The organism is Lancefieldella sp., assembly GCF_057237245.1.
In genome coordinates this window covers 20,962-47,746 of sequence record NZ_DBHHJM010000003.1, presented here as the reverse complement: position 1 = coordinate 47,746, position 26,785 = coordinate 20,962, and the positions used below count along the sequence as shown (strand labels likewise).

At 49.4% G+C, this 26,785-nt stretch carries 28 protein-coding genes; 10 read left to right on the top strand and 18 right to left on the bottom strand.

The features are described 5' to 3' along the window. Window positions 1–403: 403 nt before the first annotated feature. The 5 genes from ACO5GU_RS03600 to ACO5GU_RS03580 form a co-directional block, all read right to left on the bottom strand. On the bottom strand, window positions 404–2,479 hold the full coding sequence (locus ACO5GU_RS03600; RefSeq protein ID WP_484930160.1) for an elongation factor G: 2,076 nt from the start codon (window positions 2,477–2,479) through the stop codon (window positions 404–406). Between the two features lie 274 nt (window positions 2,480–2,753). Further along, window positions 2,754–4,598, bottom strand: coding sequence for a hypothetical protein (locus ACO5GU_RS03595; RefSeq protein WP_484930159.1), 1,845 nt, complete (start codon window positions 4,596–4,598; stop codon window positions 2,754–2,756). Window positions 4,599–4,600: 2 nt separating this feature from the next. Further along, window positions 4,601–5,794, bottom strand: a complete 1,194-nt coding sequence (locus ACO5GU_RS03590) for an ABC transporter ATP-binding protein (protein ID WP_484930157.1) — start codon at window positions 5,792–5,794, stop codon at window positions 4,601–4,603. A 1-nt stretch (window position 5,795) separates the two neighbouring features. After that, window positions 5,796–5,996, bottom strand: a complete 201-nt coding sequence (locus tag ACO5GU_RS03585) for a type II toxin-antitoxin system antitoxin (protein ID WP_484802770.1) — start codon at window positions 5,994–5,996, stop codon at window positions 5,796–5,798. Between the two features lie 17 nt (window positions 5,997–6,013). Next, a complete protein-coding gene (locus ACO5GU_RS03580) occupies window positions 6,014–7,003 on the bottom strand; it encodes an SPFH domain-containing protein (RefSeq protein ID WP_313995985.1) in 990 nt (329 codons plus the stop codon). 118 nt (window positions 7,004–7,121) lie between these two features. On the opposite strand from ACO5GU_RS03580, the gene ACO5GU_RS03575 reads away from it, so the two are divergent. Continuing rightward, the gene (locus tag ACO5GU_RS03575; RefSeq protein WP_484930155.1) at window positions 7,122–7,244 is read left to right on the top strand and encodes a hypothetical protein; all 123 of its coding nucleotides are present in this window, start codon (window positions 7,122–7,124) and stop codon (window positions 7,242–7,244) included. 442 nt (window positions 7,245–7,686) lie between these two features. On the opposite strand, the gene ACO5GU_RS03570 is transcribed toward ACO5GU_RS03575, so the two are convergent. Continuing rightward, the gene (locus tag ACO5GU_RS03570) at window positions 7,687–8,655 is read right to left on the bottom strand and encodes a lactate/malate family dehydrogenase (protein WP_484930153.1); all 969 of its coding nucleotides are present in this window, start codon (window positions 8,653–8,655) and stop codon (window positions 7,687–7,689) included. A 168-nt stretch (window positions 8,656–8,823) separates the two neighbouring features. Between ACO5GU_RS03570 and ACO5GU_RS03565 the strand changes: the two genes are divergently transcribed. Together ACO5GU_RS03565 and ACO5GU_RS03560 are read left to right on the top strand one after the other, a co-directional pair. Further along, window positions 8,824–10,083, top strand: a complete 1,260-nt coding sequence (locus tag ACO5GU_RS03565) for a class I SAM-dependent RNA methyltransferase (protein WP_484930151.1) — start codon at window positions 8,824–8,826, stop codon at window positions 10,081–10,083. 29 nt (window positions 10,084–10,112) lie between these two features. Further along, window positions 10,113–10,874 carry an alpha/beta fold hydrolase gene (locus ACO5GU_RS03560; protein ID WP_484930149.1) on the top strand — a complete coding sequence of 254 codons (762 nt, stop codon included), beginning with the start codon at window positions 10,113–10,115 and terminating at the stop codon, window positions 10,872–10,874. Here the strand turns inward: ACO5GU_RS03560 and ACO5GU_RS03555 are convergent. Beyond that, window positions 10,850–11,128, bottom strand: coding sequence for a type II toxin-antitoxin system YafQ family toxin (locus ACO5GU_RS03555; RefSeq protein ID WP_484869301.1), 279 nt, complete (start codon window positions 11,126–11,128; stop codon window positions 10,850–10,852). The genes ACO5GU_RS03560 and ACO5GU_RS03555 overlap by 25 nt on opposite strands. 5 nt (window positions 11,129–11,133) lie before the next feature. Beyond that, window positions 11,134–11,415, bottom strand: a complete 282-nt coding sequence (locus ACO5GU_RS03550; protein WP_484870692.1) for a type II toxin-antitoxin system RelB/DinJ family antitoxin — start codon at window positions 11,413–11,415, stop codon at window positions 11,134–11,136. A 177-nt stretch (window positions 11,416–11,592) separates the two neighbouring features. Here ACO5GU_RS03550 and ACO5GU_RS03545 point away from each other — a divergent pair, with 177 nt between their 5' ends. From ACO5GU_RS03545 to ACO5GU_RS03530, 4 genes are all read left to right on the top strand, one after another. Beyond that, the gene (locus ACO5GU_RS03545; RefSeq protein WP_484930147.1) at window positions 11,593–12,360 is read left to right on the top strand and encodes a nucleoside phosphorylase; all 768 of its coding nucleotides are present in this window, start codon (window positions 11,593–11,595) and stop codon (window positions 12,358–12,360) included. Window positions 12,361–12,472: 112 nt separating this feature from the next. Beyond that, a complete protein-coding gene (locus ACO5GU_RS03540; protein WP_484868114.1) occupies window positions 12,473–13,081 on the top strand; it encodes an L-2-amino-thiazoline-4-carboxylic acid hydrolase in 609 nt (202 codons plus the stop codon). Window positions 13,082–13,168: 87 nt separating this feature from the next. Then, on the top strand, window positions 13,169–14,158 hold the full coding sequence (locus ACO5GU_RS03535; RefSeq protein WP_035431331.1) for a CPBP family intramembrane glutamic endopeptidase: 990 nt from the start codon (window positions 13,169–13,171) through the stop codon (window positions 14,156–14,158). Between the two features lie 94 nt (window positions 14,159–14,252). Next, window positions 14,253–14,516: a SemiSWEET family transporter gene (locus tag ACO5GU_RS03530; protein ID WP_035428211.1), complete on the top strand. Its 264-nt coding sequence runs from the start codon at window positions 14,253–14,255 to the stop codon at window positions 14,514–14,516. Between the two features lie 141 nt (window positions 14,517–14,657). Here ACO5GU_RS03530 and ACO5GU_RS03525 read toward each other — a convergent pair whose 3' ends face one another. From ACO5GU_RS03525 to ACO5GU_RS03515, 3 genes are read right to left on the bottom strand one after another with little or no spacing between them, the layout of a single operon-like run. Continuing rightward, window positions 14,658–15,335 (bottom strand): tRNA (cytidine(34)-2'-O)-methyltransferase, encoded by a 678-nt coding sequence (locus tag ACO5GU_RS03525; protein ID WP_484930145.1) that lies wholly within the window; start codon window positions 15,333–15,335, stop codon window positions 14,658–14,660. A gap of 3 nt (window positions 15,336–15,338) precedes the next feature. After that, entirely contained in the window at window positions 15,339–16,334 is a 996-nt protein-coding gene (locus tag ACO5GU_RS03520) for an anion permease (protein ID WP_484800950.1), read from the bottom strand. Next, window positions 16,327–16,950, bottom strand: a complete 624-nt coding sequence (locus ACO5GU_RS03515; protein ID WP_484800951.1) for a DUF47 domain-containing protein — start codon at window positions 16,948–16,950, stop codon at window positions 16,327–16,329. Before ACO5GU_RS03515 ends, ACO5GU_RS03520 begins: the two co-directional genes overlap by 8 nt. A 346-nt stretch (window positions 16,951–17,296) precedes the next feature. Between ACO5GU_RS03515 and ACO5GU_RS03510 the strand changes: the two genes are divergently transcribed. Both ACO5GU_RS03510 and ACO5GU_RS03505 read left to right on the top strand, forming a co-directional pair. Then, on the top strand, window positions 17,297–17,581 hold the full coding sequence (locus ACO5GU_RS03510; RefSeq protein ID WP_313994743.1) for a SemiSWEET family transporter: 285 nt from the start codon (window positions 17,297–17,299) through the stop codon (window positions 17,579–17,581). Between the two features lie 57 nt (window positions 17,582–17,638). Then, the gene (locus tag ACO5GU_RS03505; RefSeq protein WP_475003394.1) at window positions 17,639–18,052 is read left to right on the top strand and encodes a hypothetical protein; all 414 of its coding nucleotides are present in this window, start codon (window positions 17,639–17,641) and stop codon (window positions 18,050–18,052) included. 88 nt (window positions 18,053–18,140) lie between these two features. Here the strand turns inward: ACO5GU_RS03505 and ACO5GU_RS03500 are convergent, their stop codons facing one another. From ACO5GU_RS03500 to purE, 6 genes are all read right to left on the bottom strand, one after another. After that, window positions 18,141–19,217 (bottom strand): acyltransferase family protein, encoded by a 1,077-nt coding sequence (locus tag ACO5GU_RS03500; protein ID WP_484930143.1) that lies wholly within the window; start codon window positions 19,215–19,217, stop codon window positions 18,141–18,143. Next, window positions 19,218–19,832, bottom strand: coding sequence for a phosphoribosylglycinamide formyltransferase (gene purN, locus ACO5GU_RS03495; protein ID WP_475003396.1), 615 nt, complete (start codon window positions 19,830–19,832; stop codon window positions 19,218–19,220). It lies immediately after the preceding gene. Next, window positions 19,822–20,910 (bottom strand): phosphoribosylformylglycinamidine cyclo-ligase, encoded by a 1,089-nt coding sequence (purM, locus tag ACO5GU_RS03490; RefSeq protein ID WP_484930141.1) that lies wholly within the window; start codon window positions 20,908–20,910, stop codon window positions 19,822–19,824. The genes purN and purM overlap by 11 nt, the downstream gene beginning before the upstream one ends. An 11-nt stretch (window positions 20,911–20,921) precedes the next feature. Continuing rightward, window positions 20,922–22,415 carry an amidophosphoribosyltransferase gene (purF, locus tag ACO5GU_RS03485; RefSeq protein ID WP_035436679.1) on the bottom strand — a complete coding sequence of 498 codons (1,494 nt, stop codon included), beginning with the start codon at window positions 22,413–22,415 and terminating at the stop codon, window positions 20,922–20,924. Window positions 22,416–22,635: 220 nt separating this feature from the next. Then, complete coding sequence (srtB, locus tag ACO5GU_RS03480; protein ID WP_475003398.1) at window positions 22,636–23,574, bottom strand: class B sortase; 939 nt, start codon at window positions 23,572–23,574, stop codon at window positions 22,636–22,638. A gap of 272 nt (window positions 23,575–23,846) precedes the next feature. After that, window positions 23,847–24,308 carry a 5-(carboxyamino)imidazole ribonucleotide mutase gene (gene purE / locus ACO5GU_RS03475; RefSeq protein ID WP_035428223.1) on the bottom strand — a complete coding sequence of 154 codons (462 nt, stop codon included), beginning with the start codon at window positions 24,306–24,308 and terminating at the stop codon, window positions 23,847–23,849. Window positions 24,309–24,424: 116 nt separating this feature from the next. On the opposite strand from purE, the gene ACO5GU_RS03470 reads away from it, so the two are divergent. Next, on the top strand, window positions 24,425–25,294 hold the full coding sequence (locus tag ACO5GU_RS03470; RefSeq protein ID WP_484930138.1) for a pyridoxamine kinase: 870 nt from the start codon (window positions 24,425–24,427) through the stop codon (window positions 25,292–25,294). A gap of 570 nt (window positions 25,295–25,864) precedes the next feature. Here the strand turns inward: ACO5GU_RS03470 and ACO5GU_RS03465 are convergent. Next, window positions 25,865–26,779 carry a hypothetical protein gene (locus ACO5GU_RS03465; protein ID WP_035436669.1) on the bottom strand — a complete coding sequence of 305 codons (915 nt, stop codon included), beginning with the start codon at window positions 26,777–26,779 and terminating at the stop codon, window positions 25,865–25,867. Between the last annotated feature and the right edge of the window lie 6 nt (window positions 26,780–26,785).

Below are 26,785 nucleotides of genomic sequence, written 5' to 3'. Positions count from 1 at the left end.
TTTCCAGTATATTAGACGAAGTTTATGCATAGAAATGTATATCAAGTGGCGAGGCTCTTTAATTGTCAGACATTGAGCCCCCAGTTGTCCGGTTATCTTGATTAAGAACTGGACGATTTCTCAGCGAGGCGCGGCTAAACTGCACCATTTTGTACGCCAAGCCTAAAAGCCGGCGCTCAATCACATTGCAGGAACACAAAAGAACCCTCGCACCTGAAAGATGCGAGGGTTCTTGCTTGAAACGCTTTATCTACCTGCGGTTTTACGCTCGCAGGGGTACCATGCTTGCAACGGCTTCGTGCCGTGCTCGCAGCGCCTGCCGTGCTCGCAGCGCCTGCCGTGCTCGCAGCGCGTCCACGCCCGCAGCGCCTGCCGCGCCCGCAGAGTGCGTCTGACCTGCAGCTTAGCGCTCGCCAGCGGCGCGACGCTCGGCGTACTCGGCAGCAAGACGAGCCTGGATGTCGTGCGGGACCTGCTCGTATCCTGCTAGCTCAACGGTATATTCGCCCGTTCCGCGCGAGAGGGACCTCAGCCTTGTAGCGTAATCGGTAACCTCAGCGTATGGAATCGTCGCCTTAATGGTGGTTTCACCAGCGGAAACGCCGGTGCCGGAAGACATTCCCTCAACGCGACCGCGAGAAGCGGAGACGTCGCCCATGACGGAACCTGCGTAGCTGTCTGGAACGGTAATCTCCAGGTGAGCCATAGGCTCCAGGAGAACGGGTTCTGCCTGGTCAACAGCCTTCTGGAAACCAATACGAGCAGCGGTCTTGAATGCCATCTCGTTGGAGTCAACTGGGTGGTAAGAGCCCTCGTAAACAGCAACTTTGACGTCAATCATAGGATATCCAGCCAAAACGCCTTCGCGCATGGTCTCCTGGACGCCCTTATCAATAGCGGGGATGAAACCGCGTGGAATGTGGCCGCCTACGATTTCGTCCACAAACTCGTAGCCTGCGTCTGGGTTTGGCTCAATGCGCAGCCAGCAGTCGCCGTACTGGCCAGAGCCGCCGGTCTGCTTCTTGTGCCTACCCTGAGCGCTTGCAACTCGACGGATTGTCTCGCGATATGGAATGCGAAGCGCAACCTTATGTGCGGAAACGCCGGCTCGCTGCTCAAGACGCTCGAGAAGAACGGCTACTTGTGCCTCTCCAATTGCAGAAACAATGGTCTGGCCGGTGTCCTCGTCACGCTCAACCTTAAGAGTTGGATCGGCGTCGGCGGCCTTCTCCAGGAACGCGAAGAGCTTGCCCTCAGTACCGCGCTCATCAGGCTCAATGGCCGTGCGGTACAGGGAGTTGGGGAACCTGAATGCGGCGGCCTCAACCTTGCCGGTAACGGAAAGCGTGTCGCCCGTCATGGCCTCGAGCTTTGGAACTACCACAATGTCGCCGGCTGCAGCGGTGCTCACATCAGCTGTTTCTTTGCCGCACATACGATACAGGTGAGAAAGGCGCTCGGGCTTGCGTGTGCGAGCGTTGATAAGCTCAATACCTGCAGAAACAGTACCTGCAAGCACCTTTACAAAGGTAAGCTTGCCGTTCTGTGGATCCTGCAGCGACTTGAAAGCAAACGCAACGGGGCGCTCGTCATCAGGTGAAATATCAAGCTGCTCGCCATTGACCAACGGAATGCGGCCAAAGTCGGACATAGTTGGGAACCAGCCGTCAACGGCGTCAAGCAAGGAGATGACGCCCTCCTCGCGAACGCAAGAGCCCGAGAAAACAGGAACAAAAATGCGCTCCATAAGAGCCTTGCCCAGCAGACCCTCGAGCTCTTCCTGCGTAATCTCTCCGCCCTCAAGGTAGCGCATCATCAACTCATCGTCGGCCTCAACAACCAGCTCGGTCAGGGCAGCACGAGCAGCCTCTGCCTCTGCTTGGAACTCAGCAGGAATATCAGTGACCTCAGGCTTGCCATCTACCAGCTTGCGCGCCTTCTGATGGACAACGTCAATGATGCCGGAGAATGCCTCGCCAGAGCCCATTGGAATGGTCACTGCACCAAGCGAGGAGCCAAAACGGTCCTGAAGCATAGCCATTGCGGTCTCGTAGTCTGCATCAAGGCGATCCAGGCGGTTGATAAACAGTGCACGGCAGAGAGACAGGTCCTCGGCAGCAAACCAAAGCCTGGTGGTGATAGTGCCAGGTCCACTAGCTGCATCAACAACAAACAGCGCAGTCTCAACAGCGCTCATTGCCGAATAGGCGTCACCCACAAAGTCAGGATAGCACGGTGCGTCAAGCACGTTAATGCGTATATTTTCCCAGGTAATTGGTGCGATAGTAGTAGAGATAGAGAATCCGCGCTCTGACTCTTGTGAATCGTAATCAAGCGTGGGCTTTGTGCCTGCGTGGCCGCCTAAACGAGTGGTTGCACCCGTCAGATGCAGCATTGCCTCGGCAAGCATGGTTTTGCCCACGCCACCTTGGCCCACCAGGACCACATTCTTTACCTTAGAAACATTTTTTTCGGCCATGATGCCTCCTCTGACTGCGGCAAGCAGCCGAGAAGGTCAGCCGATAGTACGCGCCCGAGTCTAGCGCGATATGCCTCGGCCCTTCCTGCTACTTACCGAACAAGAAAACCTCTAGCCACCCTACCGTACCGCAAAGCACAAAAAGAGACACCCACCATTCGATAAACGACATGTGGTGGGTGTCTCAAAGTTTCTTCTCGACAGAAGAATTTGTGATGTTGCCGCAGGTAGATGATGTGAAATCGCAGAACGTCACCCTTGTGCATCACAAAAGTTAGATTCTAACTCCTCGGTGAACGGTGTTGTTAAAGATCAGATAGCCGATAATTGCGTTCACCAGCGACAGCGTAACAAAGATAATGTTTGGCAGCGTCTCGTTAATCACGCCCGTTGACGAGCTAAATGATTCGATAACCGGAACAATCATCATCATGAACGTTCCGCCGATAACAAACATGGAGCCCAGCGTGCCCGCAAGAGAAGATACGGTGACCGAAAGGCTTCTCTTGGTGATATCGATGACAGAAGTCCAGTCAAAGTTTGGTCGGCGGATATCAATGGCCAGGCCCACGTTAGACACCAGGAACACAATGCAGAGTGGCAGAATGACGTTTCTCAGGGCCGTTTCAATGGTGATGTGACCAGGAATCAGGAAGAAAATCTGAGTCACAACACTAAAGATGAGCACGTAGATCATGTTAACGGCAATCTTTGCGCCAAAAATCTGCTTTGGAGATACAGGCATAGTCGCCATCAGCCAGTTTGAGCGGCCTTCCAGCGAGTACGAAATGGCGGCGGAGTTGGCGGCGCAGAACATCGAGGTGCCAAACCAGGTGGTTATCATGCCAAGGATGGTTCTTGCCAGAGGTAGATAGCGCGGGACCTCGGACGCAGGAACAAAATAGGCCACGATAGACGACGTGCTAAAGAACATAGAAATAAAGGCGAGAATAACCATCAGCAAGCAGCCAAAAAGCATGTTTATAAAGACTGCTGGATAGCCCGTGATGGTCTGAATTTCTTTTCTGATCAGGGCAACAAATGGCGTCGCAGACTTGGTGGAAATCTGTTTAGTGGTGAACTTCTTCTGGACCTTGTCCTCGCTTACCAGCGCATTAATGCGGTCGTTGAAGCGAGAAATAATTGCCACGATTGCCGCAGGAGCTCCAACAGAGACCAGCGCAAACAGCAAGAAGCTAACAAGGGAACCAGAATTAAAGAAATCCGCAATCCACAGTGATGGAAGATAAACTACGCCAACTGAACTTGCAACGTTAAAGACGGTATCACGGAAGTTATCCACCACACCTGGGACAAACTTGTCCGCGTTGAAAGATACCGTAAAGATAAAGAACAGATACGCGACCATAAAGAAAAGGCCAAAAACGCCGCCAATGACCATTCCCAAGTTCTTAAAGTGCAGTTTTGCAGCAAGGGCTGCAACCGCAAAAGCCAAGAGAATTGCAGCAGAAACTGCAAGGTTAGGTCCAAGAAGAAGCGCAAACAAAGCGCCAATCAAACGTGGAAGCGTGACTGCCTCAAAGCTAAAGTAAGCCAAAAAGACTGGCAGCATAATGGTGATAGACCAGATACCCTCTGCAGCATAAAGAGCAGCTACGCGAGAATAGATAATGGTGCTCTTTTTGATTGGCAACGACATGATAAAGTCGTAATCCTTGTACGCAAAAAGCACGCCATTGGCCTTTACAAATGTCAAAATAACACCAGGTAGAGCACCAGCTAGAATTCCTGCGAGAGGCAGCAGCCTTGTGAAGCCGGCAATGGCTAACGTTGTTGAAACGCCGTAGATGTAGACCATCATAAAGAGTGCGCCAACAACTGCAAAAACGCCACCGACAATAGGCAGAGCGTTTGCGCCAACCTTTTTCTCAAAATTCTTTCGAGCACCTATAACCTGCGTAGTCCAAATCATGGTTATCTGAACCTTAAGCAGCATCCAGAACACTTTGAGATCGGAAGGCAGCTTGAGCTCAGAGCGATCGAGAACAGGAACTTGACCAGCGCTTACTTGAGCTGGAATAAACACATCTCCTGAAAGTTGCAGGTTCTGCTCAGGCACATCGGGGCGCTGAGGAGCCTGTGGAACGTTGTTTGCCATGACTAGTTCTCCTTAGGGAAGGAGGGAGGAACTGGAGCGCCTGGAGGTACTGGTGCGCCGGGTACAGTTGGAGCCGCAGGTGCCGCAGGTGCCGCAGGGGCTGCTGGTGCTGCCGGTGCGGCGGGTGCGGCGGGTGCTGCTGGGGCTGCTGGAGCCGCTGGAGCAGCGGGGGCTGCAGGTGCAGCTGGTGCTGCAGGTGCAGCCGCGACAGGCGCGCCAGGAATGACTGGCTGAACAGCTGCGCCGTCCTTTGTGGTAGCCATGTCCTGAGCAATCTCGGCAGAAACGCCAGGAGCGCCTGCCTCAAGGCCAAGGAAGACTTCCTCAAGTGAAGCATTACCGCGAATCTCGTCCGTTTTACCTGCAGCAAGAAGCTTGCCCTGACGAATAATTGCAATTTTATTGCAGAGTTTCTCGACAACCTCAAGAACATGTGACGAGAAGAACACAGCAGATCCGCGGTCGGCAAGCTCGTGCAGCATCTTCTTCAACTCGAAGCTTGCTGCTGGATCCAGGCCAACAAATGGCTCGTCCAAAATGATAAGCTTTGGCTCGTGGAGTAGGGCGGAGATCAGAACCAGTTTCTGCTTCATACCGTGAGAGTAGCTGCCAATGGCATTTGCCAGGGAATCAGTGATGCCCAGGCGGTTGGCTAGCGTAGTAATGCGCTCGACGCGGTTCTCCGCAGGAACGCCAAAGATGTCACTGACGTAATTGAGGTACTTAATGCCGCTCATGAACTCGTAAATGTCTGGGTTATCTGGGACGTAAGCGATGACCTGCTTTGAGCCAACAGGGTCAACCAGCACGTTCTTGGAGTCCACAAAGATGACGCCGCCTTCAAATGGCTGAGCACCAACGATGGACTTGATAAGCGTTGTCTTACCTGCGCCGTTGTGGCCGATAAAACCGTAGATGTCGCCAGGCATAACGTCGAGCGAAAGATCAGAAACGGCCACCTTAGAGCCATACTTCTTGGTAAAGTGCTGAACGCTCAGCACGGGAACAACCTCGCCAGGTGTCGCTGGAGCTGGGGCCGGTGCAGCAGAAGCTGCAGGCGCAGCAGCGGGAGCAGCAGGTGCGGGAGCCGCAGGAGCAGCAGGAGCTGCGGGTGCGGCGGGCGCGGCAGGTGCAGCAGGCGTAGCGGGAGGTACAGGAGCGTTAGGAACAGGTGGCTGTGGAATGTTGTCGGCCATGTTAGTTTCCTTCTTCCATCTTGTCTGTCTTATTCACACGAGTGTTATTTGCTTTTGGAGTGCGCTTTGCCCTTCTCAGAGCATCGCGCAAAATCCATTCTACCTGAGCGTTAGTTGAACGCATGTCGTCTTGCGCCCAGCGTTCAACCGCCTCCCAAACTTCTGGAGCTACACGAAGTGGATATTGTTTGCGAGGTGCCATGGGTTTCTCGCCATGCTTTACTGCTGCAAGGAACCGGTATTAAGCACAGGCTGGGCCTCGGACTCGCCGCAGAGAACAACCATAAGGTTGGAAGCCATGACAGCCTTGCGGTCCTCGTCGAACTCAACAACGCCATTCTCGGAAAGCTGAGTGAGAGCCATGTCAACCATAGAAACGGCACCCTCAACAATCTTTTTACGTGCAGCGATGATTGCCTCTGCCTGCTGGCGGCGGAGCATTGCCTGCGCAATTTCTGGAGCGTAGGACAGGTGTGTGAGGCGAGCGTCGTCAACGGTGATACCAGCAACGGAAAGATTGCGGCTCAGCTCGGACTGAAGCGCCTCGGAGACCTCCTCGATGTTGGAGCGCAGAGTAATTGCGGTGTTGGACTCGGACTCGTCCTCCATGTGATCGTAGCTGTAGATGCTCGCGACGTGCCTGAGCGCAGTCTCTGCCTGCATAGCAACGTAGCTGTCGTAGTCATCGACGTCAAAGAGAGCCTTTGCGGTATCGCTGACGCGCCAAACAACAACCTCGGCAATCTCGATTGGGTTGCCCATGCGGTCGTTGACCTTGAGGACGTCGCCGTTCAGCGTGCGAGCACGAGTGGAAATGATGGAGGTGTGCACGTTGACACTTGGAGTAACGCCTGCAGCGAGAGAAGAAAGATCACCCACGTTTGTAGAAAGAGTCTTGGCATAGTAAGGATTTGCCCAACGCAGACCCTCGTCCTTAACGGTTCCGATGTACTTACCAAATAGCACGCAAACCTTCGCCTGACCAGGCTGAAGACTGAATAGTCCGCTCGAAACAAACAAACCTGCAAAGAAGAATACCAGCGCACCAATGATGCTTGGGAACGATGGGTCCAGGCGAGGATTTCTGTCTGCAGCGATAGCGCTGAGTACAAAATTAGCCAAAAACAGGGCTGCAACTGCAAAAAGAGCAATGGTAATCAGCAGGAACAGCCAACCACTCTTGGACTTAATGATTTTCTCGGTGCTCATAAGATCTCCTTTGTGACAATGAGCCTTCTGTTGGCATCATTGTGATATCACTTTGATTACAAGTCAATAGAAATTTTTATTTAAATATTATTTAAAAATTGCAGGTAAGGAGGTGGTTTTGACGGCCTCGGCGCGTGGCATGAGACGAGCGGTGAGAAAAACGCTTGATGCGGCGCATGGCGAGAAGGTCGCTGCACGCAACGAGAAGGTCGTCTCTTCGAGAAAAGTAACCGACCTGTAAGGCTTGGACTAAGCGCGCCTGATTTCTGCAAAGAATCTGTAACTTTTGCCTAAAAACGTCAAAGAATCTGTGGATTTGCCTGATTTCTACAAAGAATCTGTATCCAAAACACAGATTCTTTGCACTTTTAAGGCGGGCTTTGAAGCGTGCTCGAGATTGCCCCTCCATGGAGCCTGATTTTCTCACCATGTCTGAACGATTTGCCGGTTTTTCTCATCATGTCTGAGTAAATTTACTCAGACATGATGAGCTTTTCAGGCTCGCAATCAGAGCCAATCAAAAAAACGGGGAGAGGCAGCTTGGTCGCGTAAAAACACACCTCGGGAGAAGCCCCCAAGGTGTGTTCTGTGTGCAATATTGCCTGGTTGCAGGCCATGTTTTCGGACGTGATGGCAGTCGCAACTGGCCGCCGGCGCTGAGCTCGCAGCCGGCGTGCGCCGCGCTAGTCAATACGAGCGTCCACCTCAAGCCAGCCAAGCTGGTCGATGTTGCCCTTGACATGCTCGCAAGACTTACGCCATGCCTCAATCTCGGAGTCGGAAAGCTCGGGCACAAAGACCTTCTCGACACCATTGGCGCCGATAACTGCAGGAAGTGAAGAGTAGAAGCCAGAAACGCCATACACGTCGTTGAGCAGCGTGGAAACTGGCGTAATCAGCTTGGTGTCGTGGACAATAGCCTTGATGACCTCGACAGCTCCGTTTGCAATGGAGTACTCGGTGCACTGCTTGCCGCTGTAAGTGACGTAACCGCCCATGCGACCAGCCTGCTCAAGCTCTGGGAGGTTAAAGGTCTTGCCCGTCTGAGCTGCAACTTCGTCGAGGGTAAGGCAGCCAATGGAAACGTGCGACCAGCAAGCAAACATGCCGTTGCCGTGCTCGCCGAGCATCCAAGCGTTGATGCAAGACGCTGGATAGCCGGTAGCGCCGGAAAGCGCATGACGGAGTCGAGCGGAGTCCAGCGTGGTACCGGAACCGATAACCTTATTTGGATCGGCACCAGTCAGATACTGGAGCTCAGTGGTAACAACGTCGCATGGGTTTGCGATGTTGACCCAAACTCCATCGAAGCCTGCGTCTGCAATGCGCTTGGCAAACTTCTTTGCCTCGTCAGTGGTGACGAAGAGCTCGCCATCGCGGTTGCCTGCAGCAGCAGCTACATGACCTGCGGCGTTAACAATAATGTCACAGCCAGCAAGCTCCTCATAACGGTCATCAAGCTCATAGACACGAGCAGGGTGTGGATAAAATGGCATTGCGTCCAGCAGGTCGTTTACCTGAGCCTTGCAGAGGACCTCATTTGTGTCGCTAATGTAGAGCTCAGTTGCAAGTCCCTGGTAAAGTAGGGCGTTTGCAACATGTGCGCCAACATGATTAGCGCCGATGATGCCAATTTTGCTGATGAGAGCCATAGTCCACCTCTTTTGTCTCGCCAAAATACTGTGCCTGTTAGCTTAACGGTTTTCTAGACAAACGGGAAACGATACAAAAAATGAAACATATTAGATACAACAATCCCCTCAACGTGCCATTTAAGCCCGCAAACGGTATAGTAGTAACCCAAGATTTGGAGAGGAACTATGGGATACAAGACACCAACATGCTCTATTGCGCGTAGCTGCGGAGGCTGTGAATGGCTTTCGGTCCCCTATCCTATCCAACTTAAGCGCAAACAAGCGCAGGTAGAGGAACTTCTCGCCCCGCTAGCAAGCATCAATAACGTAACTATCGAGCCCATCCGCGGAATGGACGAGCCCCTGGCGTATCGTCATAAGGCAGCAACGCCATTTGCGCCGGGCAAAGGTCGCACGGTTCGCTCCGGTTTCTACGCAAGCGGAACGCACAAAATTATTGCTTCAAAGGAATGCCTGGTAGAAGACGGTCGAGCTCGCGCCATCCTCAACGATGTGGCGTATCTTGCCGGCCAGCTCAACATCCATGCTTACCAGGAAGATCGCGGCAAGGGAGCGCTGCGCCACGGCGTAGTGCGCTGCGGATATGCCACCGATGATGTCATGCTGGTACTGGTGGTCAATGGTCAGCACCTGCCTCACGAGCAGGAGTTTATTGCCGCACTTCGCAAGGCACATCCTGAACTGACCAGCATCTTCTTGAACGTCAACCAGAAGCGCACCAACGCAATCTTAGGGCGAGAAACCCGTCTGCTTTGGGGCTCAACGTCTATGAACGACAAGCTTTTGGACTGCACGTTTGAGATTGGCCCAACCAGTTTCTACCAGACGAATCCTCAACAAACCGAGGTGCTCTACCAGCTGGCCATCGACGGCGCTCTGGCTGGCTCCGAGCAAGCCAGCTCTGCACAGGTAGGTGCCGCGTTGACCGACGCTTCCACTCAGGCAGCCACTTCCGCGCAAACCGGCAACCTGCGAGTTCTTGATGCTTACTGCGGTACGGGAACCATTGGACTTTGCTTGGCGCACGCTGCTGAAGCTCAAGGTATCAACCTCTTACTCACTGGCGTTGACCAGGTTGAAAACAACATTCAAATGGCTCGCAGAAACGCTCGAAACAATAAACTTGAAGCCGAATTTATCTGCGATGATGCCACTCGCTACATGCAAGCTCTGGCAAAAGACGGTCAGAACTTTGACGTTATTATTCTTGATCCACCTCGCGCAGGCTCAACGCCCACCTTCCTCAAGGCGACTGCTCAGCTAGCCCAGAAGAAAATCGTGTACGTGAGCTGCAACGTTGTAACGCAGGCCAGAGACCTCAAGGTTCTTCTCGACAGCGGGTTTGCCATTGAGCGCGTGACACCTGTGGACATGTTCCCCCACACCAAGCACGTTGAGTGTGTTGTAGTGCTTTCTCGGGTTTAGATTAAAGGCACAAACTGATTCGAGCAGCTATGAAAACGGTAGAATTTGGAAAACAACATAACGACGTAATCATGCTGCTTCATGGTGGCGGTTTGTCTTGGTGGAATTATAAAGCCGAGGCTGAACTACTGAAGAATCAATATCACGTTGTGCTACCAATTCTTGACGGACATGCAGGTAGTGACAATGATTTTATAAGCATCGAGAAAAACGCAAGTCGGCTCATTTCTTGTATCGATAAAGAATTTGGAGGCTCAGTTCTCCTTATTGGAGGCCTGTCCCTTGGCGCGCAGATTTTAGTAGAAATGCTGACACAACGAAGCTCAATTTGCCAAAACGCTGTCATTGAAAGTGCGTCTGTCATTCCGTCCAAGCTGACAAATCTCCTGATCAAACCAACGTTTTCTCTAAGTTATGGCTTAGTAAAAAAGAAGAGCTTTGCTCAAATGCAATTTGACTATCTTCATATTCGTAAAGATTTATTTGAAGACTATTATCGTGACACGTCACAAATTTCAAAAGAGAACATGATTGCATTCTTGGAAGCAAATGCATCCTATGAGATAAAACCCAACCTTCAAGATGTCTACATCAACACCCATATACTTGTCGGCGAAAAAGAACAGAAAAAGATGATCCGTTCAGCAGAACAATTGCATAAGGCACTGCCTGGTAGCGTTCTTGAAATAAAGAAAGACTTATATCATGGCGAGTATTCCATCAATTACCCAGAGGAGTATACAAAAGAACTCCTAGACATGATTTGCTACATATTAAATAAATCAGCGTGACTTCCCGTACGAGAAGCAACAAGTATAAGCTCATCTTCGTGAATGGCATAAATCAAAAGCCAGTCTGGTCGAATATGGCATTCTCTAAACCCTTGGTAGGGTCCAGTAAGAGCGTGGTCTTTGTGTTTTAGGTCTAAAGCTTCCCCGGCGCAGAGTTTGTCAAGCACCTCTTGAAGTGGAGATATATCAAGACCTCGCTTTTTAATGCGCTTGTAATCCTTCCGAAACTTAGAAGTTGCTTGAAGTTTAAGCATATAACTTAAACCCTTGCATTGAGATCTTCAAACAGCTCATCTGTGGTGTTGTAGGATGTTGCTTGAATTTTACCTGACATGATATCGCGTGCTTCTTCCATAGCAGCCAGTGTTTCAGCATTAAACTTTGGGATTTCCACTTTAAAAGGAAGGCCACCGTGCAAAACGCACTGGCGTAAGAAGATGTTTACGGCGCTTGACATATCGATACCGAGTTCTTTAAACAGTTCATTTGCTTCTGTTTTGACATTACTATCGATGCGAATTTGAGTAGGACTTGTTGCCATAGTATCAGCTCCTTTTAAGGTGATTTTGATACAAATGGTATACGTTGTCAATCAGTATACGGATGTATTCTCGATTTGTTTTGTTTGTCCGACGTTTTTTCCTCTTGAATTCTCAAAGCAAGTGCAACGTTTAATGATGGTAGACTTCTCAAAGGCACTTACAACTCAGGAGCTCCCGTGATTATAAAAAACGAAATACCTCTTTTAGAATATGACGATGCCTCCTCAGAGGTTATTTCAGCAGATCACGAATGGACCGCAGGCCGGCTGCCAGAAAAGTGCCTCTTTGCATTTCTTGGAGACGTCGTCCATGATTACGCTAAAGAGCACGGAGCAGAAGTCGTAGAAACAATCGTGACCGTTTCTCGAGATATTAAAGTCTACGTTTTAGATTCATATGGCGAGAAAATCTGTTTAGTTCAATCCCCTACTGGATCTGCTTCATCCACACAGGTAATGGACATACTGGTTACCTGTGGATGTAAGAAAATAATTGCAGTTGGTTCATGCGGCGTTCTAAAAGAGATACAAGAAAATGCCTTTCTCGTCCCAACCAAAGCTCTTAGAGCGGAAGGGACGTCCTATCACTATCTTCCAGCATCAAGATACATAGAGCTTGATGAGGAGCCAATTTCTGCCATAGAAGAGACCTTCAAAAAAGACGGCCTCCCTTTTGAGACGTGTACTACCTGGACTACTGATGGCTTCTTCCGTGAGACAAAAGATATGGTTGAGTATCGCCTACAAGAAGGATGCTCAGTTGTAGAGATGGAATGCTCGGCGCTTGCTGCTTGCTGCAGAAAACGAGGGGCGCAGTTTGGACAATTCCTCTTTACAGCAGACTCTTTGGCAAACGTTCACGAATATGACGAGAGGGACTTTGGCAAAGACTCCCATGAAAAGGCACTGCTTCTTGGCCTGGAGATAGTAAAGAACTTTACCTAAGCCATTACTGAGCATCCACCCTCTCTGCGCTCTATAAAATTTAAGCGTACAATTGTTAGTATGTTCTACTTAGCTTTTCATCAGGGCATTTTTTACGACTAGTGAGGCTCGTATGAAAGTTCAGCAGCTCATCAAAGAAACGTGCGCGATAGTCTCTGAAGACCTCGGCAAAGCAAAAGCAGATCAGATTGCACAGGCAGCTCAAACGCGATTCGAGGCGCTCTGTACAGAAAATGCATCCGATTCCAAAGAGCTCCGCGCTCACTCTTACAAGCGCATTTACCCTGGTATTGCAGTCTATGAAGCTCTGCGCGCAGAGGGCATCCCACAAGAAAAGGCCGTCTGGTATATTCGCGAATATTTCCAGCGATTTGCTGCCAAACGAGTCCCACTCTTCCAATGGGCCATCAAAACGTTTGGTCTTGCACGCAAGTTTCCTCGCCTCTTTAAATCAGGTATCGAGAAAAGCTGCACATCAAGCGCAGGATTTGCCTTTGAGTATCCAGAAAGCCATGGCAACGAAGCGCGCCTCACTATTGTGAGCTGCCCCTACTATGAGATAACCAAAAAATATGGCTGCCCCGAAATAACCGCTGCATACTGTGATAGCGACGATGCAGGATACGGTAATTTGCATCCACAGCTTATCTGGGGCCGCACAAAAACCATAGGCCACGGTGGCGATTGTTGCGATTTTCTCTTAGAGTATAAGGAGAACTAACCGCAGGTAGACGCTGTTTGCCTGCACCGTCGCTAAAATTTTGTCATCTATATGACGCGCTTTGAGCACGTTTACTAGGAGTTTTTTATGCAAGAAAATCGTATGTTTTCCGACGTCAAGCAGGCAAAGAGACTAACTCCAGCTTGGCTTAGTCCCTTTTTAGCCGTTTTCTTGTTGGTCGTTGGGCAAATTATTGGCGCCATTGTAATGACCATCTCAGCAGCACTTATTATTGCCCCTTACTACATGGCGCACCCAGATCTTCCAGATCGCCTTTCCGATTCCCTCAATCTGAGAGAGATTTTTGGAGACTACTATCTTCTGGTAACGCTTCTTTCCTTTGTCTTTATTGCAGGTCTCTTTTTCCTGTGGGTAAAACTCTTTGAAAAACGTCCGATTGCTACCCTAGGATTTTACAAAGACAACTGGAAGAAAGAGCTGTTCAAAGGCTTTGGTCTAGGAATTCTTCTCTTCTCTGTTGTGATGTTGATCCTCATTTTGACCGGATCTTATCAATTAGTTGGCACTACTTTTACGCCTTATGCATTCGGCTTTGTTCTTCTCACTATTCCGTTTTGGCTGATTCAGGGCGGAACAGAAGAACTTATCACGAGGGGCTGGCTTCTTCCTGTCATGGCAGAGAAGTCCAATAAAATTATTGCAATCGTGGTTTCGAGCAGTCTATTTGGTCTTCTCCATATGTTTAACAGCGGCTTTACCATGCAGTCTCTGATTGACCTGATTCTTTTTGGCATCTTAGAGACGTTCTATATCATCAAAACTGACAATCTCTGGGGAGCCGCTGGCATTCACGGAGCCTGGAACTTTGCTCAGGGCAACATCTTTGGAGTTCTGGTAAGCGGTAGCACTACAGGCAGTTCTTTGCTGCAGTTTGCCCCTGGCAGTGGCCCGGATTGGCTTACCGGCGGTAGCTTTGGCGCAGAAGGTTCCATCGTTTGCACACTTGTTATGCTGGTAACTATCCTGATTCTTGCCTATCAGCTCAGGAAATCTGGCAAGCTCTTTACAAAGAAGCCTACCGAGAAACCCGGTGAGCCCACAAACGCTTCTTCATAACTAACCAAATTTCATTAAATTCTAATTTCATAGATAGTTTGATTTTCTTGTCACCTCCTCCTTATAATTAAAATAACAAAGGAGGAGGTGTTTTATGTCAAAGAAACAAATCAATCTATTTGTAGGCTCTATCGGAGCTTTTATCGGAGTATTTGTTTTTATCGCTTATATTCCACAAATTATTGCAAATCTACAGGGAGTAAAGGCTCAACCTTTTCAACCGCTATTTGCAGCAGTTTCTTGTCTAATTTGGGTCATCTATGGTTGGACTAAAGAGCCCAAAAAGGACTGGATTCTCATTATTCCAAATACTGCTGGTGTAATTTTAGGTGGATTAACATTCCTCACCGCTTTATAGTGATTAAGCAGCAAGTTTAATTTAGAAATCCGACAGCACCTAATGGTGTTGTCGGATTTTAATTAACACGCATCTCACCTCTGTAGCCATTCTTGACACTTTTTTCGTTCTACATCATAAACAAACTCAACAAACTAATTCTTAGACATCCATTCCCGGAAAGCCAATCTGTCGCAGCGCCTCATACAGCACAATGGCGGCAGCATTTGAAACGTTTAGCGCACTGACCGAGAACTCGTTAGGATCGATAAAGTTTCCGCAGATATCCTGCTGCAAAAGCGCTGGGTGAGCATACTGGTCATCGCCATCAAGCGCATCGTGCTTTTGGCTCCAGTCCTCGCGATTGACCAGGCTAGCAGAATCTTGCAGCATTGGGATTCTCTCGCACTCGTCAGCATGCTGTGCCAGAAGCTCCTCGGATAATCCCAGGCTTTCCTTACCAAAGATAAGGTAATCCCCATCGCAATACGTTGCCTGCGTATAGGTCTTTTTAGCTTTCTTAGTCAGAAAATGTAGCGGGGATCTACTGGTTGCGGAGGTGCCGTCGACCGTGGAGACAGCGTCGTGTGCAGCGTCCCCAGCAGGTGCGCCAGATGCTCGGGCTAGACCGTTCTTCTCCAGAAATTGATCCCAGTTATCGTAGACAGAAACGTTAAGGCTTTGCCAGTAGGCCATGCCTGCTCGTTTGAGGCTTTTGTCATCAAGCGAGAAACCCAACGGGCCCACTAAGTGCAAGTGAGTCCCGCTCACTACGCAGGTGCGACCAATGTTTCCCGTATTTGCAGGAATCTCGGGCTCTACCAGTACAACGTTGAGCATAGGTTATGCCAGAACAAAGCTGGTCAGGAAGGCAATAAGTCCGCCAAGCGCCATGGTGGCTGGCAGCGTCACAAACCAGGCGGCAATAATCTTGCGCGCAACACCCCAGCGTACGGAGCTGCGACGACGAGCAGATCCTGCGCCCATAATGGATGTGGTGATGACCTGCGTAGTGGAAACTGGTGCGCCAAGTGCAGTCATAATCTCAATTGCAACGGTAGAACTTGTTTCGGCGACAAAGCCAATAACTGGCGTGAGCTTGGTAACGCCATCGCCAACGGTACGCATAATGCGGCCGCCGCCAATGGAGGTGCCCAATGCCATGGTGGTAGCGCAGAGTAGTTTGACCCACAGAGGGATGCCGTTAGAAGGGTCGTGAAGACCGGCGGTTACCAGCGCCAACGTGATGATTCCCATGGTCTTCTGAGCGTCATTATTGCCGTGGCTGTATGCCATAAACGCAGCTGAGAGCACCTGAAGACGGTGGAAGAGACCGTTTGCCTTTTTAGGTGGCCATTCAGCAAAGATCTCAAATACCAGCTTCATAATAAAGTAGCCCAGGGCCATACCAATAAGAGGCGAAGTAAACAGAGGAATAACAACTTTCTCTAGGACACCCGCCCAAAGAATGTGACCTGTGCTGCCGGTAAAAACAATGGTTGCACCAATAAGGCTGCCAATAAGTGCATGCGAAGACGAACTTGGGATTGAGAACCACCAGGTAAAGAGGTCCCAAACAATGGCGCCCATCAGTGCAGCAAAAATAACGTAGAGCTGTAGCTGAATATCAACCAGACCAGACGCAATGGTCATAGCAACTTTCTCGCTCATAAGCGCGCCGATAAAGTTCATGATAGCCGACATGATAATTGCTGTGCGTAGAGGCAAAGCCTTGGTATACACCGTGGTAGCAATAGCATTTGCGGTGTCGTGGAAGCCGTTAATGAACTCAAATATCAGAGCGGAAACAAGTACCGCAATAAGCAGGATGCTAGCCATTTTTCACGATAACATTCTGAACAGCGTTTGCAACGTGCTTGCAAGCGTCAAGGGTAGACTCGAGCCTGTCCATAAGGCTCTTCCACTTAAGAACCTCAATTGGATCATCAACATTTCTGAAGATAGAGCTCAGAGCGTTGCGGTAAACGACATCGCCCTGGTCCTCATACTCATTTGTAGAGCGTGTATGGCGAATGACCGAGTCATCCTTGTGATAATCAGGGAGACGATCAAAGGCCTTTTGCAGCTCCTCTGATGCAAACAGAATCAGATGTGCCACCTGAACTGCCTCTGGACGCATTTCTTTAATGTCATACATGCTGAGGTGTGCAGAGACGCTCTCAATACCATCTGCAATCTCATCCATAAGCAGGGCAAGGCGTGAAATGTCCTCGCGATCAAATGGCGTGATAAAGGATGTGTTGAGGGTGGAAATAATCTTTCCTACCTGGTCATCGCAGAGTGTCTCGTAGTTCTTGATTTGGACTTCATAATCTTCTGAACTTGGGAATGACTCCATATAGGAGACAAAGAGTTTTGCCGTAGAAACAATCAACGCTGAAAACTCAGAGAACATGCTGTAGAACTCATCTTCTCTACGAGAAACTCGGCTCATATGACGCCCTTCACTTGGACTTTTTATTACATATAGAAACACATTTAGTATAGCTGTTTAGGGCGTGTATGCTGGAGATAATGACAATTTCAACTTCTCCATGGAGAAGCTGTCGATCATAATAAGATATGAACCAGGAAGGCCGGCTTATGCGAGAAAAGCTGTTTGAATACGTTGCGAATCAGTACGGTAATTGGATCTCTGTGCTTTTAGATGGCTCTGTTGACTTTGATGAGCTGTGTCAATGGATTGATGCAAGTTATTCTGCAACAAACTGACGAATATCTTGTTTGGTACTTGGGTAAGTATCAGCAATCTGTTTGTTAGGCATTGGAGGTTACTTTACATGACAGAAAAGCACGCACTTTCTTTTGACGAGAATTTCTTCAACAAGCTAGGTCAATTTGGCAGCATTCTATCAGTCATGATGTATGTTTCTTATATTCCGCAGATTACCAACAATCTTGCTGGCAATAAAGGTAGCTTCATCCAACCACTAGTTGCCATGATCAACTGCATTGTTTGGTTTGTTTACGGTGCTTTCAAGAAAGAACGCGATGTTCCCATTATGATTGCTAACGCCCCTGGTATTCTCTTTGGACTTGTTACTGCATTAACTGCGCTACTATAATCTGGCAGCCGGTCAGGCCTATCAGCTTACTAAGACTCAACGATAAGGACGGTTCACGTGGCACTTATAGGTTTCTTTAAAGTTATCTATATTCCCCTGACCGTCCTGTATCTCATAGCGGCATATGTCCTTCTTGCAAAGCAAAGCTTGAGCAAAATCTTTAAGCGCACAAATTTTGACCTCTTCCGCGGTGGAGTGCTCGCACTTTATTACTTTTTTATAGCTATGGTCTTCTTTGTAAACATAATGCTTCTTACCACTAAAACTGTAGTTAAGCAGCAATTTCTTGTTCCTTATATAGTTGGAATTATTGCTATTGCTGTTGCGTGCGCAATCTTTACGCAAATAGCAAAACACTCTAAATCAGATTGTTTTATTACTATTAGAGACTTGGTTGTTCCGCTTATTTGGCTTGTTTCCTCATTTGTTTATACGCAAAGAATATTTGAGCTTTTACTTGCAACAAAATAGTAACGCAGCCGTTCCATTACTGCTTAATGGACTTCTCGCCTTTAGAAAGTTCCTTATTCTTGTCGGCATTTTCTCTTTAAGCGCCTGACTACTCTACAGAGGGCTCTTGCGCTTCAAGAGCTTTCTGACGACGCTCTTTAAGATATCTTCCAAGCGGTGCGGTAACAACAAAGTGATTCACAAACGCTCCGCAAGTTGCTAGCAAAGCCGCAACCAATGCATTCACGTAAGGATGCCATGCTGGGAAATACTGGACCAACGCTTGCTGAATAGGAAAAGCCCAAAGGTAGATGCCATACGAAAGCTCAAACTTGGTGCCAAATTTACTAAAATGGTTGCCCATTCCGTATGCAAGGCAGAAACAAGCAATGGGGAAAACCGTCAGCATTGCCAGATTATCGATGCCGCGGAAGACCATAACAAACCACAGAACAATCGTCGCAAGGCCCAAAACAGGCGAGATAGTAATATGGTCTCTGAGCACCCAGATTAAAACACCCAGATAAAATAGAAGAACCGCGCGCACAACGCTGAGCTGCAACGGAGAAAACTTCACGTAATACACTGCCGCCAACGCAAAAACAGGTACCGAGAGCAGCAAAAATTTCTTCTTATCAAACTTGGTGAGTTTATAGCTGATAAAACACAGAATGTAGCAGATAAACTCAACAGGAAGCGTCCATAGCGCAGCATTAACCACGTCACCTGAAGGATTGTTAGTAAACACTCCTGGCAACTGATGAACCATAATTAAGGCGCCATTGAGCAGATACTTATACGTCTGTGGATTAGTGAAATATTCCGCAGGTAAAAGCGTTGAGAATAGTGGACCAAGCATAAATGCGGTCAAAATCACAACAAATAAAAGCTCAGGAAAAAGCCTCAAAATACGTGCCGAGAAAAACTTTTTTGCCTCAGGATGGTGCTCGCAGCTACGTGCAATCAAAAATCCACCAAAGAGGAAGAAAACGCCAACAGAAACACCGCCTGGACTCAAGCGGTCACCAGTAAACTTCAAGAGATAGCTACCGGCATCGCCACCCAAAACAACTGCATAACAGTGGGAAACAATGACCATCAGCGCGGCAACAAACCTTATAAAGTTCAGGTTATTGACTCGCGATGTAGCTACGTCGCTCAGTTTAATCCGGGCACTTCTCGACATTTACTCGCCTAACTCTATGCGAACCTTTTGCCCCTCAACGTGAACTCTGTCCCGGGCGAAGAGCTGCAACACCTCAGGATACAGCTGGTGCTCTACCTGATGAATAGCCTCTTCAAGCTGGTCAACGGTCCAGCCCTCTTCAACCACAACTGGTCGCTGAGCAATAATAGGGCCGCGGTCGTAATCAGCGTTTGCCAGGTGAACGGTAACGCCCGTCACCTTGACGCCGTACTCATACGCGTCCTGAATAGCATGTGCACCACGGAAGCTTGGCAGCAACGCCGGATGCAGATTGAGCACACGATTAAGGAAGGTGTTCAGAATAGGAACGCCAACTTTGCGCATGTAGCCAGCCATAACAACATAATCAACGTTATAGCGCTTGAGCTCGGTGGCAATGACCATATCTGCAACAAATGGATCTTCGTACGTCTCTTTTGAGAGCGTTAGGGTTTGCAGACCAGCTGCTTCCGCCCTCTTCAAACCATATGCATCGGGGCGAGAAGAAACAACCAGTTCAATGGTTGCGTCTAGCTTGCCAGCATCAATGGCGTCAATAATAGCCTGCAAGTTGGTACCTGAGCCGGAAAGAAGAACGCCAAGCTTAATTGGCATCGTTGTAGACCACCTTTCCGGAGCCTGGGATAATCTGACCCATGACAAATGGCTCAAATCCCTGGTCAGAGAGGGCTTCTGCTACATCGTCAACGTCGTCCATGTCTACGATAAGAGCCATACCAACGCCCATGTTGAAGGTGCGATACTGCTCATCAAGAGGCAGATTTGCAGCGTTAGAAACGTATGAAATAACTGGTGGAATATCCCATGCAGGACCAGCCTCTCCACCACGATCAACCTCTGCGTCAAGGTGAGCTGGCAGTGCACGGTTAAGGTTCTCGGTGATTCCACCACCGGTGATGTGTGCCATAGCCTTGATAGGAGCTCCTGCGCGGAGTGCAGCAAGCAATCCACCTGCATAAATGGTGGTTGGACGCAAAACAGCGTCTGCGAGTGACTCTCCACCGAGCTCCTCTAGTGGCTGGTTAAGCTCCTCAACAGTCTTACCCTCAATTGCTACCTTGCGTACCAGCGAATATCCGTTGGAGTGAATGCCAGAAGAAGGAAGTCCCAGAATGACGTCACCTTCACTGACCTTCTCGGGACCTAAGATCTTTGGTTTGTCGACAACGCCTACGACAAAGCCAGCAAGATCGTAGTCGTCAGGATTCATAACACCTGGATGCTCGGCCATCTCGCCGCCTACCAGCGCGCAGCCACTCTTGCGGCAGCCTTCTGCAATGCCACCAACAATCTCGGCGACTGCCTCGGCTTTAAGCTTGCCCACAGCAACGTAATCTAGGAAGAACAGAGGCTCTGCACCCATGGGAACAATGTCGTCAACGCACATGGCAACCAGGTCCTCGCCCACTGTGTTGTGACGGTTGAGAAGCTGAGCAATAGCAAGCTTAGTGCCAACGCCGTCAGTACCACTGACCAGTACAGGCTCTTCCATGTCCTTCAGAGCTGCTGCCGAGAAGCAGGAGCCAAAGCCGCCCAAGCCGCCAATGACCTCGGGACGAGTAGTTGTAGCAACAGCAGCCTTGATGGCGTCGACCGCACGAGTGCCTTCATCAACGTCAACGCCTGCGTCAGCGTAGGTAATCTGCTTGGTTGGATCAGCGGAAGTAGTCATTATTCTCCTTCTTACTGCTTTGAGGGGACAAAGCCCTCGTCAATTAACTGCTGTTCTACCTGGTCAAACTTACGTGCAAAAGATGGGTTTAGATTGTCTGGGGTGTTTTCTGGCAAGAACCTCTGGTGGAAGTCTTCCGGAATTGCCACAGGATACCTGCCGCTAAAGCAAGACTCGCAATAACCGCGAGAAGGAACGCAGGCAAGCAGACCCTCTAGGCTCAAAAAGCCTAAGGAATCTGCACCGATATATTCGCAGATCTCTTGAGTAGTCATTTTTGCCGCAACAAGCTGGTGCTGGTCCGCAGTATCAATACCATAGAAGCAAGGCCAGATAACCTTTGGAGATGCGCTTCTGACGTGTACTTCAGTAGCTCCTGCGTCTCTAAGCAGCTGAACAATCTGCTTGGAAGTAGTGCCGCGAACAACAGAATCGTCTACCATTACGATGCGCTTACCTGCAACAACGTCCGAAAGCGCATTGAGCTTCAAGCGTACACCCAGCTCACGAAGCTGCTGTGTAGGTTGAATGAACGTTCTTGCAACGTAACGATTTTTGATCAAGCCAGTGCCAAAAGTCACGTCCAGCTCTTGTGCAAAACCCTCAGCTGCAGGAACGCCGGAATCAGGTACACCGATTACCAGGTCAACGTCTGCTGGGGTCTCTTTTGCCAGCTGGCGACCCATCTGGTGACGGACAGAATACACCGAGCGACCACTAATAATAGAGTCAGGGCGCGAGAAATACACCTGTTCAAAGATGCAATCTGCTTGCTGGCGAGGAGAAAGTCCCATCTCAGAAGATAGGCCACTGTCGGAAATACGGATAATCTCGCCAGGAGCCACCTCACGCACATACGTAGCGCCCACAATATCAAGCGCGCACGTCTCAGATGCAACTACCCAGTTATTCTCGCCTTCCTCGCCAATATGGCCGAGTACCAGCGGACGAATACCGTTAGGATCCCTAAACGCATAGAGGGCGTTCTCGCGGATGAGCACCATGGCGTAGCCGCCCTCGATGAGGTTCATAGTTGCAGCAATACCGGTACGCAGGCGGTGTGTACGACGAGTAAAGTAGCCGATGAGCTGAGCTGCTACCTCGGAATCCGTGTGCGATCTAAAGGAAATCTGGCGAGAAGACAGTTCTTCTCGCAAAGAGTCAAAGTTGACGAGGGTGCCGTTGTGTGCCAGGGCAATGAGGGTCTCATCGATGGACGACATATGAGGCTGAGCGGACTCCCAACCCTTGGCGCCCGCAGTGCCGTAGCGGCAGTGCCCGATAGCCACTTTACCTGGCATTGCGTTGAGGTCGTCGTTGTTGAAAACTTCGGTTACGAGGCCCGTATCTTTTCTGATAAGTACGGTATGGCCGTCGCCGACAGCTATACCTGCGGAATCTTGCCCGCGATGCTGCAGCGCGTGCAGCGCAAAATAAGTGAGTCGAGCAACGTCACGGTCAGGCGCCCATACTCCAAAGACGCCACATTCCTCGTGAAGTTCCATTGGATCCCCTCCGGATGCCTCAGCTTGAGCCACCCTTGATCAAACGCCTCTCACGTCTGGCAACAATACATACAGTGTACCTGGAAATTTACAAGAAAAAGCGCTCCGAACAAATATGTTCGGAGCGTGTAACAATTTTTTTAAGAAAGTGACATTTTTCTGCCCTGACTGACAGCTTCTGGCTGCGTCCAATACTCTTTCTGAACCGTCATCGTACCGACTACTGAGCCTTTGGCTGAGCCTCGGTTTTTGGAACACAGATGAGCATGGTACGACCATACTGGTCAGTGTAATTGCAGGTAAAGAGCGTAAGAACATGATCAGCGCGAGAAAGAACCTCTGCTGCATCTGAACGAGAGCTTACTGCCCTTGAGAGCCTATCCTTCAAGTAAGACCTGAACTCATCGACAGAGCCAAAGTTAAACTGCCTGACTTCCTCGTCGTCTTCATCGGTGTGATAGGTAAATACTGGCTCAAGTTCATATGTCTGAGTAGGTGTGACGTACCAGATTGTCTCAACCTTATCGAAGGTAGACTGGTCGTTCATTGCTCCAATGTACTGGAACATGGAGCCGTTTCTCATGTGGTGACCATAGAGAATGGTTTGCTGGTCAGTAAGACCGTTTGGGTTGTTCTGGTAGTCCATAAAAATCTGACCACCGATTGACCACTCACCCTTTGCGTTTGTGTGCAGGTAGTGATCGTTGTCTGTAGTCTGATACACAGGATAGTTGACTTGCGTATCTGGAATCTGAATCCAGCCGACAACCTGGTTGTTTACTGCCTGAAGACCAGCCCAATCAATAACTGGAGCCTCGTCTTTTTTCTCGGAAACTGTTGCGTATGTAGCGAGTTCTTCGTTGATGACGTCTTGCTCGTGGTATTCAAGCTGGGTTTTGCCAAACATGACGCCAGCAACAACTAAGAGGCCAATGCCAACTACCAGTAAGAGCGTGGAAAGAATATAGGCAAAGCCCTTCTTCTTAGCGGGCTTCTCGCCAGACTTTTTAGGAGAGGTTTTTTTGTTGCCCTCTTTTTTTGAAGACGCAGAATTTTTCATAGAAACCATCTCGACGGAGGTTTTTGAGGTGTGAGTATTTCCAGCCGTCTGATCGTCAGCGGCGAATGAAGCAAAATGCTTGCCGTTTTTTGATTCCATGCACTTCCCTTCTGAAGGTACTCTTTGTCATACCTTTGTCATACCCCTTAAAAGTTTAGCTATGCACGAAACAAAAATCTCTGTGCATCTTATGAAGTCATCGCATAATCACATTTTTTGGTATGAAAAGCCCGCGCCTCAAATCTCCTGAAGCGCGGGTCTCGCGTGCGATTGCGGATGCAGGTACGCATGCATGCGAGTTCTATTTGCGGACTACGTGCATGCGGGTACGAGTTTTATTCGCGAGCTGCGTGCGTGCAGTACGGGCTAGCTTATGCGTCAGCCATCTCGGCTTTAAGCTGGACGATCTTCTCGCGATACTCTGGAAGAGAAGCGCCAAGAATCTGGGTAGCGTAAATAGCTGCGTTTTTGGCACCGTTAATGGCAACGCAGGCAACGGGTACGCCGGATGGCATCTGGACCATGGAAAGCAGGGAGTCCATGCCACCGAGGTCGGATGTCTTCATTGGAACGCCAACGACAGGCAGCGGTGTGAATGCAGCGACAACTCCGCCCAGGTGAGCAGCCTTTCCTGCGGCCGCGATGATTACCTTGAGGCCACGGTCGGCAGCGGTCTCGGCCCACTGGTGAACCTTATCTGGAGTGCGGTGTGCGGATGCGATGACCAGCTCATATGGAACGCCAAGGCGCTCGAGCTCGGCGGTACATCCCTCCATAGTTGCAAGGTCGCTCTTTGATCCCATGATAATGCCGACAACAGGCTGATCTGCCATCTCTGCTCCTTTGTTACGTCTCATAAAATAGGCGGATACGTCAAATATCCATCTCACAGTATAGAGTATGATTTTCTAGAACGTTGGTCCATCAGTCCACGTGAAAGGAAACTGTAATGAATGAAACCAACTCTGTTCTGTATCAGCGAGAAGGCTCGTACATCCCTCGCATCGCCGCAGTGCATGACCTCTGCGGATACGGAAAATGCTCGCTTGGCGTAGCTATTCCGGTTCTGTCAGCAGCGGGATGTGACGTTTGCCCAGTACCTACGTCGCTTTTCTCGGCACACACCAAGTTCCCTACGTTCTACATGCACGACACCACCAACATGCTCGAGGATTACCTGAATGCATGGCAGGAAGAGGGCATTGACCTGGACGCCATTTATTCTGGCTTCCTTGGTGCAGCAGAGCAGGTTGCAAGCATTCAGCGCTTGTACCAGGAGCATCCAAAGGCACTTCGCGTTGTTGACCCAGTTATGGGCGATGGCGGCAAGATGTATCCAACCTATACGCAAGAGCTTTGTGACGCAATGAAGTCCCTGGTAAACGGCGCAGATATTTTGACACCAAATCTTACTGAGGCTTCAATTCTGACGGGCATTCCATACGCTGGTCAGGATTTGACTGATGAGCAGGTAGATGAGCTGCTTGATGCACTGCTTGCGATGGGCGCAAAGTGCGTTGTCCTTAAGGGTATTGTCCGCGGCGATAGCCTTATCCGCAACTTTGTTGCTACCGAGTCCGAGCGTGGCGAGATTGTCTCCGAGCTTCTGCCTTACATGCTGCACGGCACCGGCGATCTGTTTGCCTCCGCGCTTTTAGCTGCAGTTATGTGTGGTCAGGAAATCGCTGACGCAGTTGAGTTTGCTGGTGAGTTTGTCTGTGAGTCCATGGAAATTACTCGCGATCAGCCAAACTTTGAGCTTCGTGGCGTTTCGTTTGAGACAAAGCTTGGCCTAATTGCCCAGCTTCTGCAGGAGTAAGACGCTTCTACAAAATAAACTGCTCGCACAGGCCTTTGTGCCGCAGAGAAGTATTCTTTTTCTTTGTCGTAGGCGCTCACTCACGTAGAGTGGGCGCCTATTTTTACGCAAGCAATCGTTGTTATGCACGAAAATGCATTTTTCTGGCACTTTATTCGTTTCAATTTTTATCAAACAAACATTGAGCCTCAAAACATAGCGAAAAAGGTAAATAATCCGTTTAGTTGGAAATCGAAGAAATTGATTACATATTTGATATTACTAAAAGCCCAGTTGGCGTTAATCAAGCGACACATTGCTAAATCAAAATCACTCAAAATCGTCATGCATAAAGATTAAAACTTCCAACTAAACGGCTTTTTTACCTTTTTGGGACCAAAATCGTCTTGGAAACACCGATTCCATAACTTTCAGTCAAATTAACGTGCAAATCATTCGCCGCGCCACCATTTTGAGGCGTGCCGACCTCCCGATAAGTCACTTCCAGCAGCACAAGCAAAAAGAGCCGCTGACTTCAGCGGCTCTTTTTGCTCTTTTGCTCTTTTGCTTTGTTGCTTGCAGGTACGTAGACTACTTAGTGCTTGAAGAACTGTCGGATGTACCTGTGGTGTTAGTGGTACCAGTGGTTCCTGTTGTTCCAGTTGTGGTGTTCTTCTTTGTTGAAGAATCTCCACCAACAATACCGCCAAGCACGCGGACCGGCGTAAATGACGTTGCAATCTGGTCACGCAATTCTTTTTGGATGGTGTCGTTTGCACCGGTAATGACCATGGTGATATTTACTCCATCAGAAGACTGCGTCTTTGAGAACGTAAAGGTAAAGATAGGTGTTGCATCTCCGCCAGGTTTAAGGAATCCAAAGAGCTGAGATTTCTGAAGCTCGCCTTGGTCATTTCTGTGAACACTGACGTGATAGACAACGGTATTGATTCGTGGGTTGAGCAGCGCGTTAATAGCAAACGCCTGAGCCTGGACACTGGATCCCGCATAGCATTCAAGCACGTCTTTTGAGGTCGTATCGGTAACTGTTACCTCAACGCGACCAGTGTTCTCGTCGGCTTCCTGAACCGAGAAATCCTCGGGGAACTGCGTAAATCCATTACCCCACTCGACACCGCCACGCAATGCAGATGCAACAGATCGCACCGTAACTGATTCAGTTAGATTTGCTGTGTTAGCTCGACGAATAACACCACAAGAGACCTGCATCAGAACCACGATTACCAGGAAAACCAAAACAAAAAGGACTGCCGTCTTTGTAATGACCTTCTCGATATTTGAGCCCGAAGGATCAGATCCCGAAAGTGGATCAACGTCCACTGCGACAGCTCCACCCTGCCTGCGAGCACGCTCTAGAGCTGCGCGCTCCTCGTTAGGATGACCCGTCTCGTCTACCTTGGTAAACAACTCTTCAGCTGCGTCAGCATCAAGCGCACCCTTCTGGCGGCGCGCGAAACGTGAACGTTCTGCATCATCTTTAGCCATGTAGCT

Excerpts from the sequence above, each read along its gene's own strand:
- ACO5GU_RS03600 (WP_484930160.1), bottom strand. The coding sequence starts at position 2,479 with ATGGCCGAAAAAAATGTTTCTAAGGTAAAGAATGTGGTCCTGGTGGGC.
- ACO5GU_RS03595 (WP_484930159.1), bottom strand. The coding sequence starts at position 4,598 with ATGGCAAACAACGTTCCACAGGCTCCTCAGCGCCCCGATGTGCCTGAG.
- ACO5GU_RS03590 (WP_484930157.1), bottom strand. The coding sequence starts at position 5,794 with ATGGCCGACAACATTCCACAGCCACCTGTTCCTAACGCTCCTGTACCT.
- ACO5GU_RS03585 (WP_484802770.1), bottom strand. The coding sequence starts at position 5,996 with ATGGCACCTCGCAAACAATATCCACTTCGTGTAGCTCCAGAAGTTTGG.
- ACO5GU_RS03580 (WP_313995985.1), bottom strand. The coding sequence starts at position 7,003 with ATGAGCACCGAGAAAATCATTAAGTCCAAGAGTGGTTGGCTGTTCCTG.
- ACO5GU_RS03570 (WP_484930153.1), bottom strand. The coding sequence starts at position 8,655 with ATGGCTCTCATCAGCAAAATTGGCATCATCGGCGCTAATCATGTTGGC.
- ACO5GU_RS03565 (WP_484930151.1), top strand. The coding sequence starts at position 8,824 with ATGGGATACAAGACACCAACATGCTCTATTGCGCGTAGCTGCGGAGGC.
- ACO5GU_RS03560 (WP_484930149.1), top strand. The coding sequence starts at position 10,113 with ATGAAAACGGTAGAATTTGGAAAACAACATAACGACGTAATCATGCTG.
- ACO5GU_RS03555 (WP_484869301.1), bottom strand. The coding sequence starts at position 11,128 with ATGCTTAAACTTCAAGCAACTTCTAAGTTTCGGAAGGATTACAAGCGC.
- ACO5GU_RS03550 (WP_484870692.1), bottom strand. The coding sequence starts at position 11,415 with ATGGCAACAAGTCCTACTCAAATTCGCATCGATAGTAATGTCAAAACA.
- ACO5GU_RS03540 (WP_484868114.1), top strand. The coding sequence starts at position 12,473 with ATGAAAGTTCAGCAGCTCATCAAAGAAACGTGCGCGATAGTCTCTGAA.
- ACO5GU_RS03535 (WP_035431331.1), top strand. The coding sequence starts at position 13,169 with ATGCAAGAAAATCGTATGTTTTCCGACGTCAAGCAGGCAAAGAGACTA.
- ACO5GU_RS03530 (WP_035428211.1), top strand. The coding sequence starts at position 14,253 with ATGTCAAAGAAACAAATCAATCTATTTGTAGGCTCTATCGGAGCTTTT.
- ACO5GU_RS03525 (WP_484930145.1), bottom strand. The coding sequence starts at position 15,335 with ATGCTCAACGTTGTACTGGTAGAGCCCGAGATTCCTGCAAATACGGGA.
- ACO5GU_RS03520 (WP_484800950.1), bottom strand. The coding sequence starts at position 16,334 with ATGGCTAGCATCCTGCTTATTGCGGTACTTGTTTCCGCTCTGATATTT.
- ACO5GU_RS03515 (WP_484800951.1), bottom strand. The coding sequence starts at position 16,950 with ATGAGCCGAGTTTCTCGTAGAGAAGATGAGTTCTACAGCATGTTCTCT.
- ACO5GU_RS03510 (WP_313994743.1), top strand. The coding sequence starts at position 17,297 with ATGACAGAAAAGCACGCACTTTCTTTTGACGAGAATTTCTTCAACAAG.
- ACO5GU_RS03500 (WP_484930143.1), bottom strand. The coding sequence starts at position 19,217 with ATGTCGAGAAGTGCCCGGATTAAACTGAGCGACGTAGCTACATCGCGA.
- purN (WP_475003396.1), bottom strand. The coding sequence starts at position 19,832 with ATGCCAATTAAGCTTGGCGTTCTTCTTTCCGGCTCAGGTACCAACTTG.
- purM (WP_484930141.1), bottom strand. The coding sequence starts at position 20,910 with ATGACTACTTCCGCTGATCCAACCAAGCAGATTACCTACGCTGACGCA.
- purF (WP_035436679.1), bottom strand. The coding sequence starts at position 22,415 with ATGGAACTTCACGAGGAATGTGGCGTCTTTGGAGTATGGGCGCCTGAC.
- srtB (WP_475003398.1), bottom strand. The coding sequence starts at position 23,574 with ATGGAATCAAAAAACGGCAAGCATTTTGCTTCATTCGCCGCTGACGAT.
- purE (WP_035428223.1), bottom strand. The coding sequence starts at position 24,308 with ATGGCAGATCAGCCTGTTGTCGGCATTATCATGGGATCAAAGAGCGAC.
- ACO5GU_RS03470 (WP_484930138.1), top strand. The coding sequence starts at position 24,425 with ATGAATGAAACCAACTCTGTTCTGTATCAGCGAGAAGGCTCGTACATC.
- ACO5GU_RS03465 (WP_035436669.1), bottom strand. The coding sequence starts at position 26,779 with ATGGCTAAAGATGATGCAGAACGTTCACGTTTCGCGCGCCGCCAGAAG.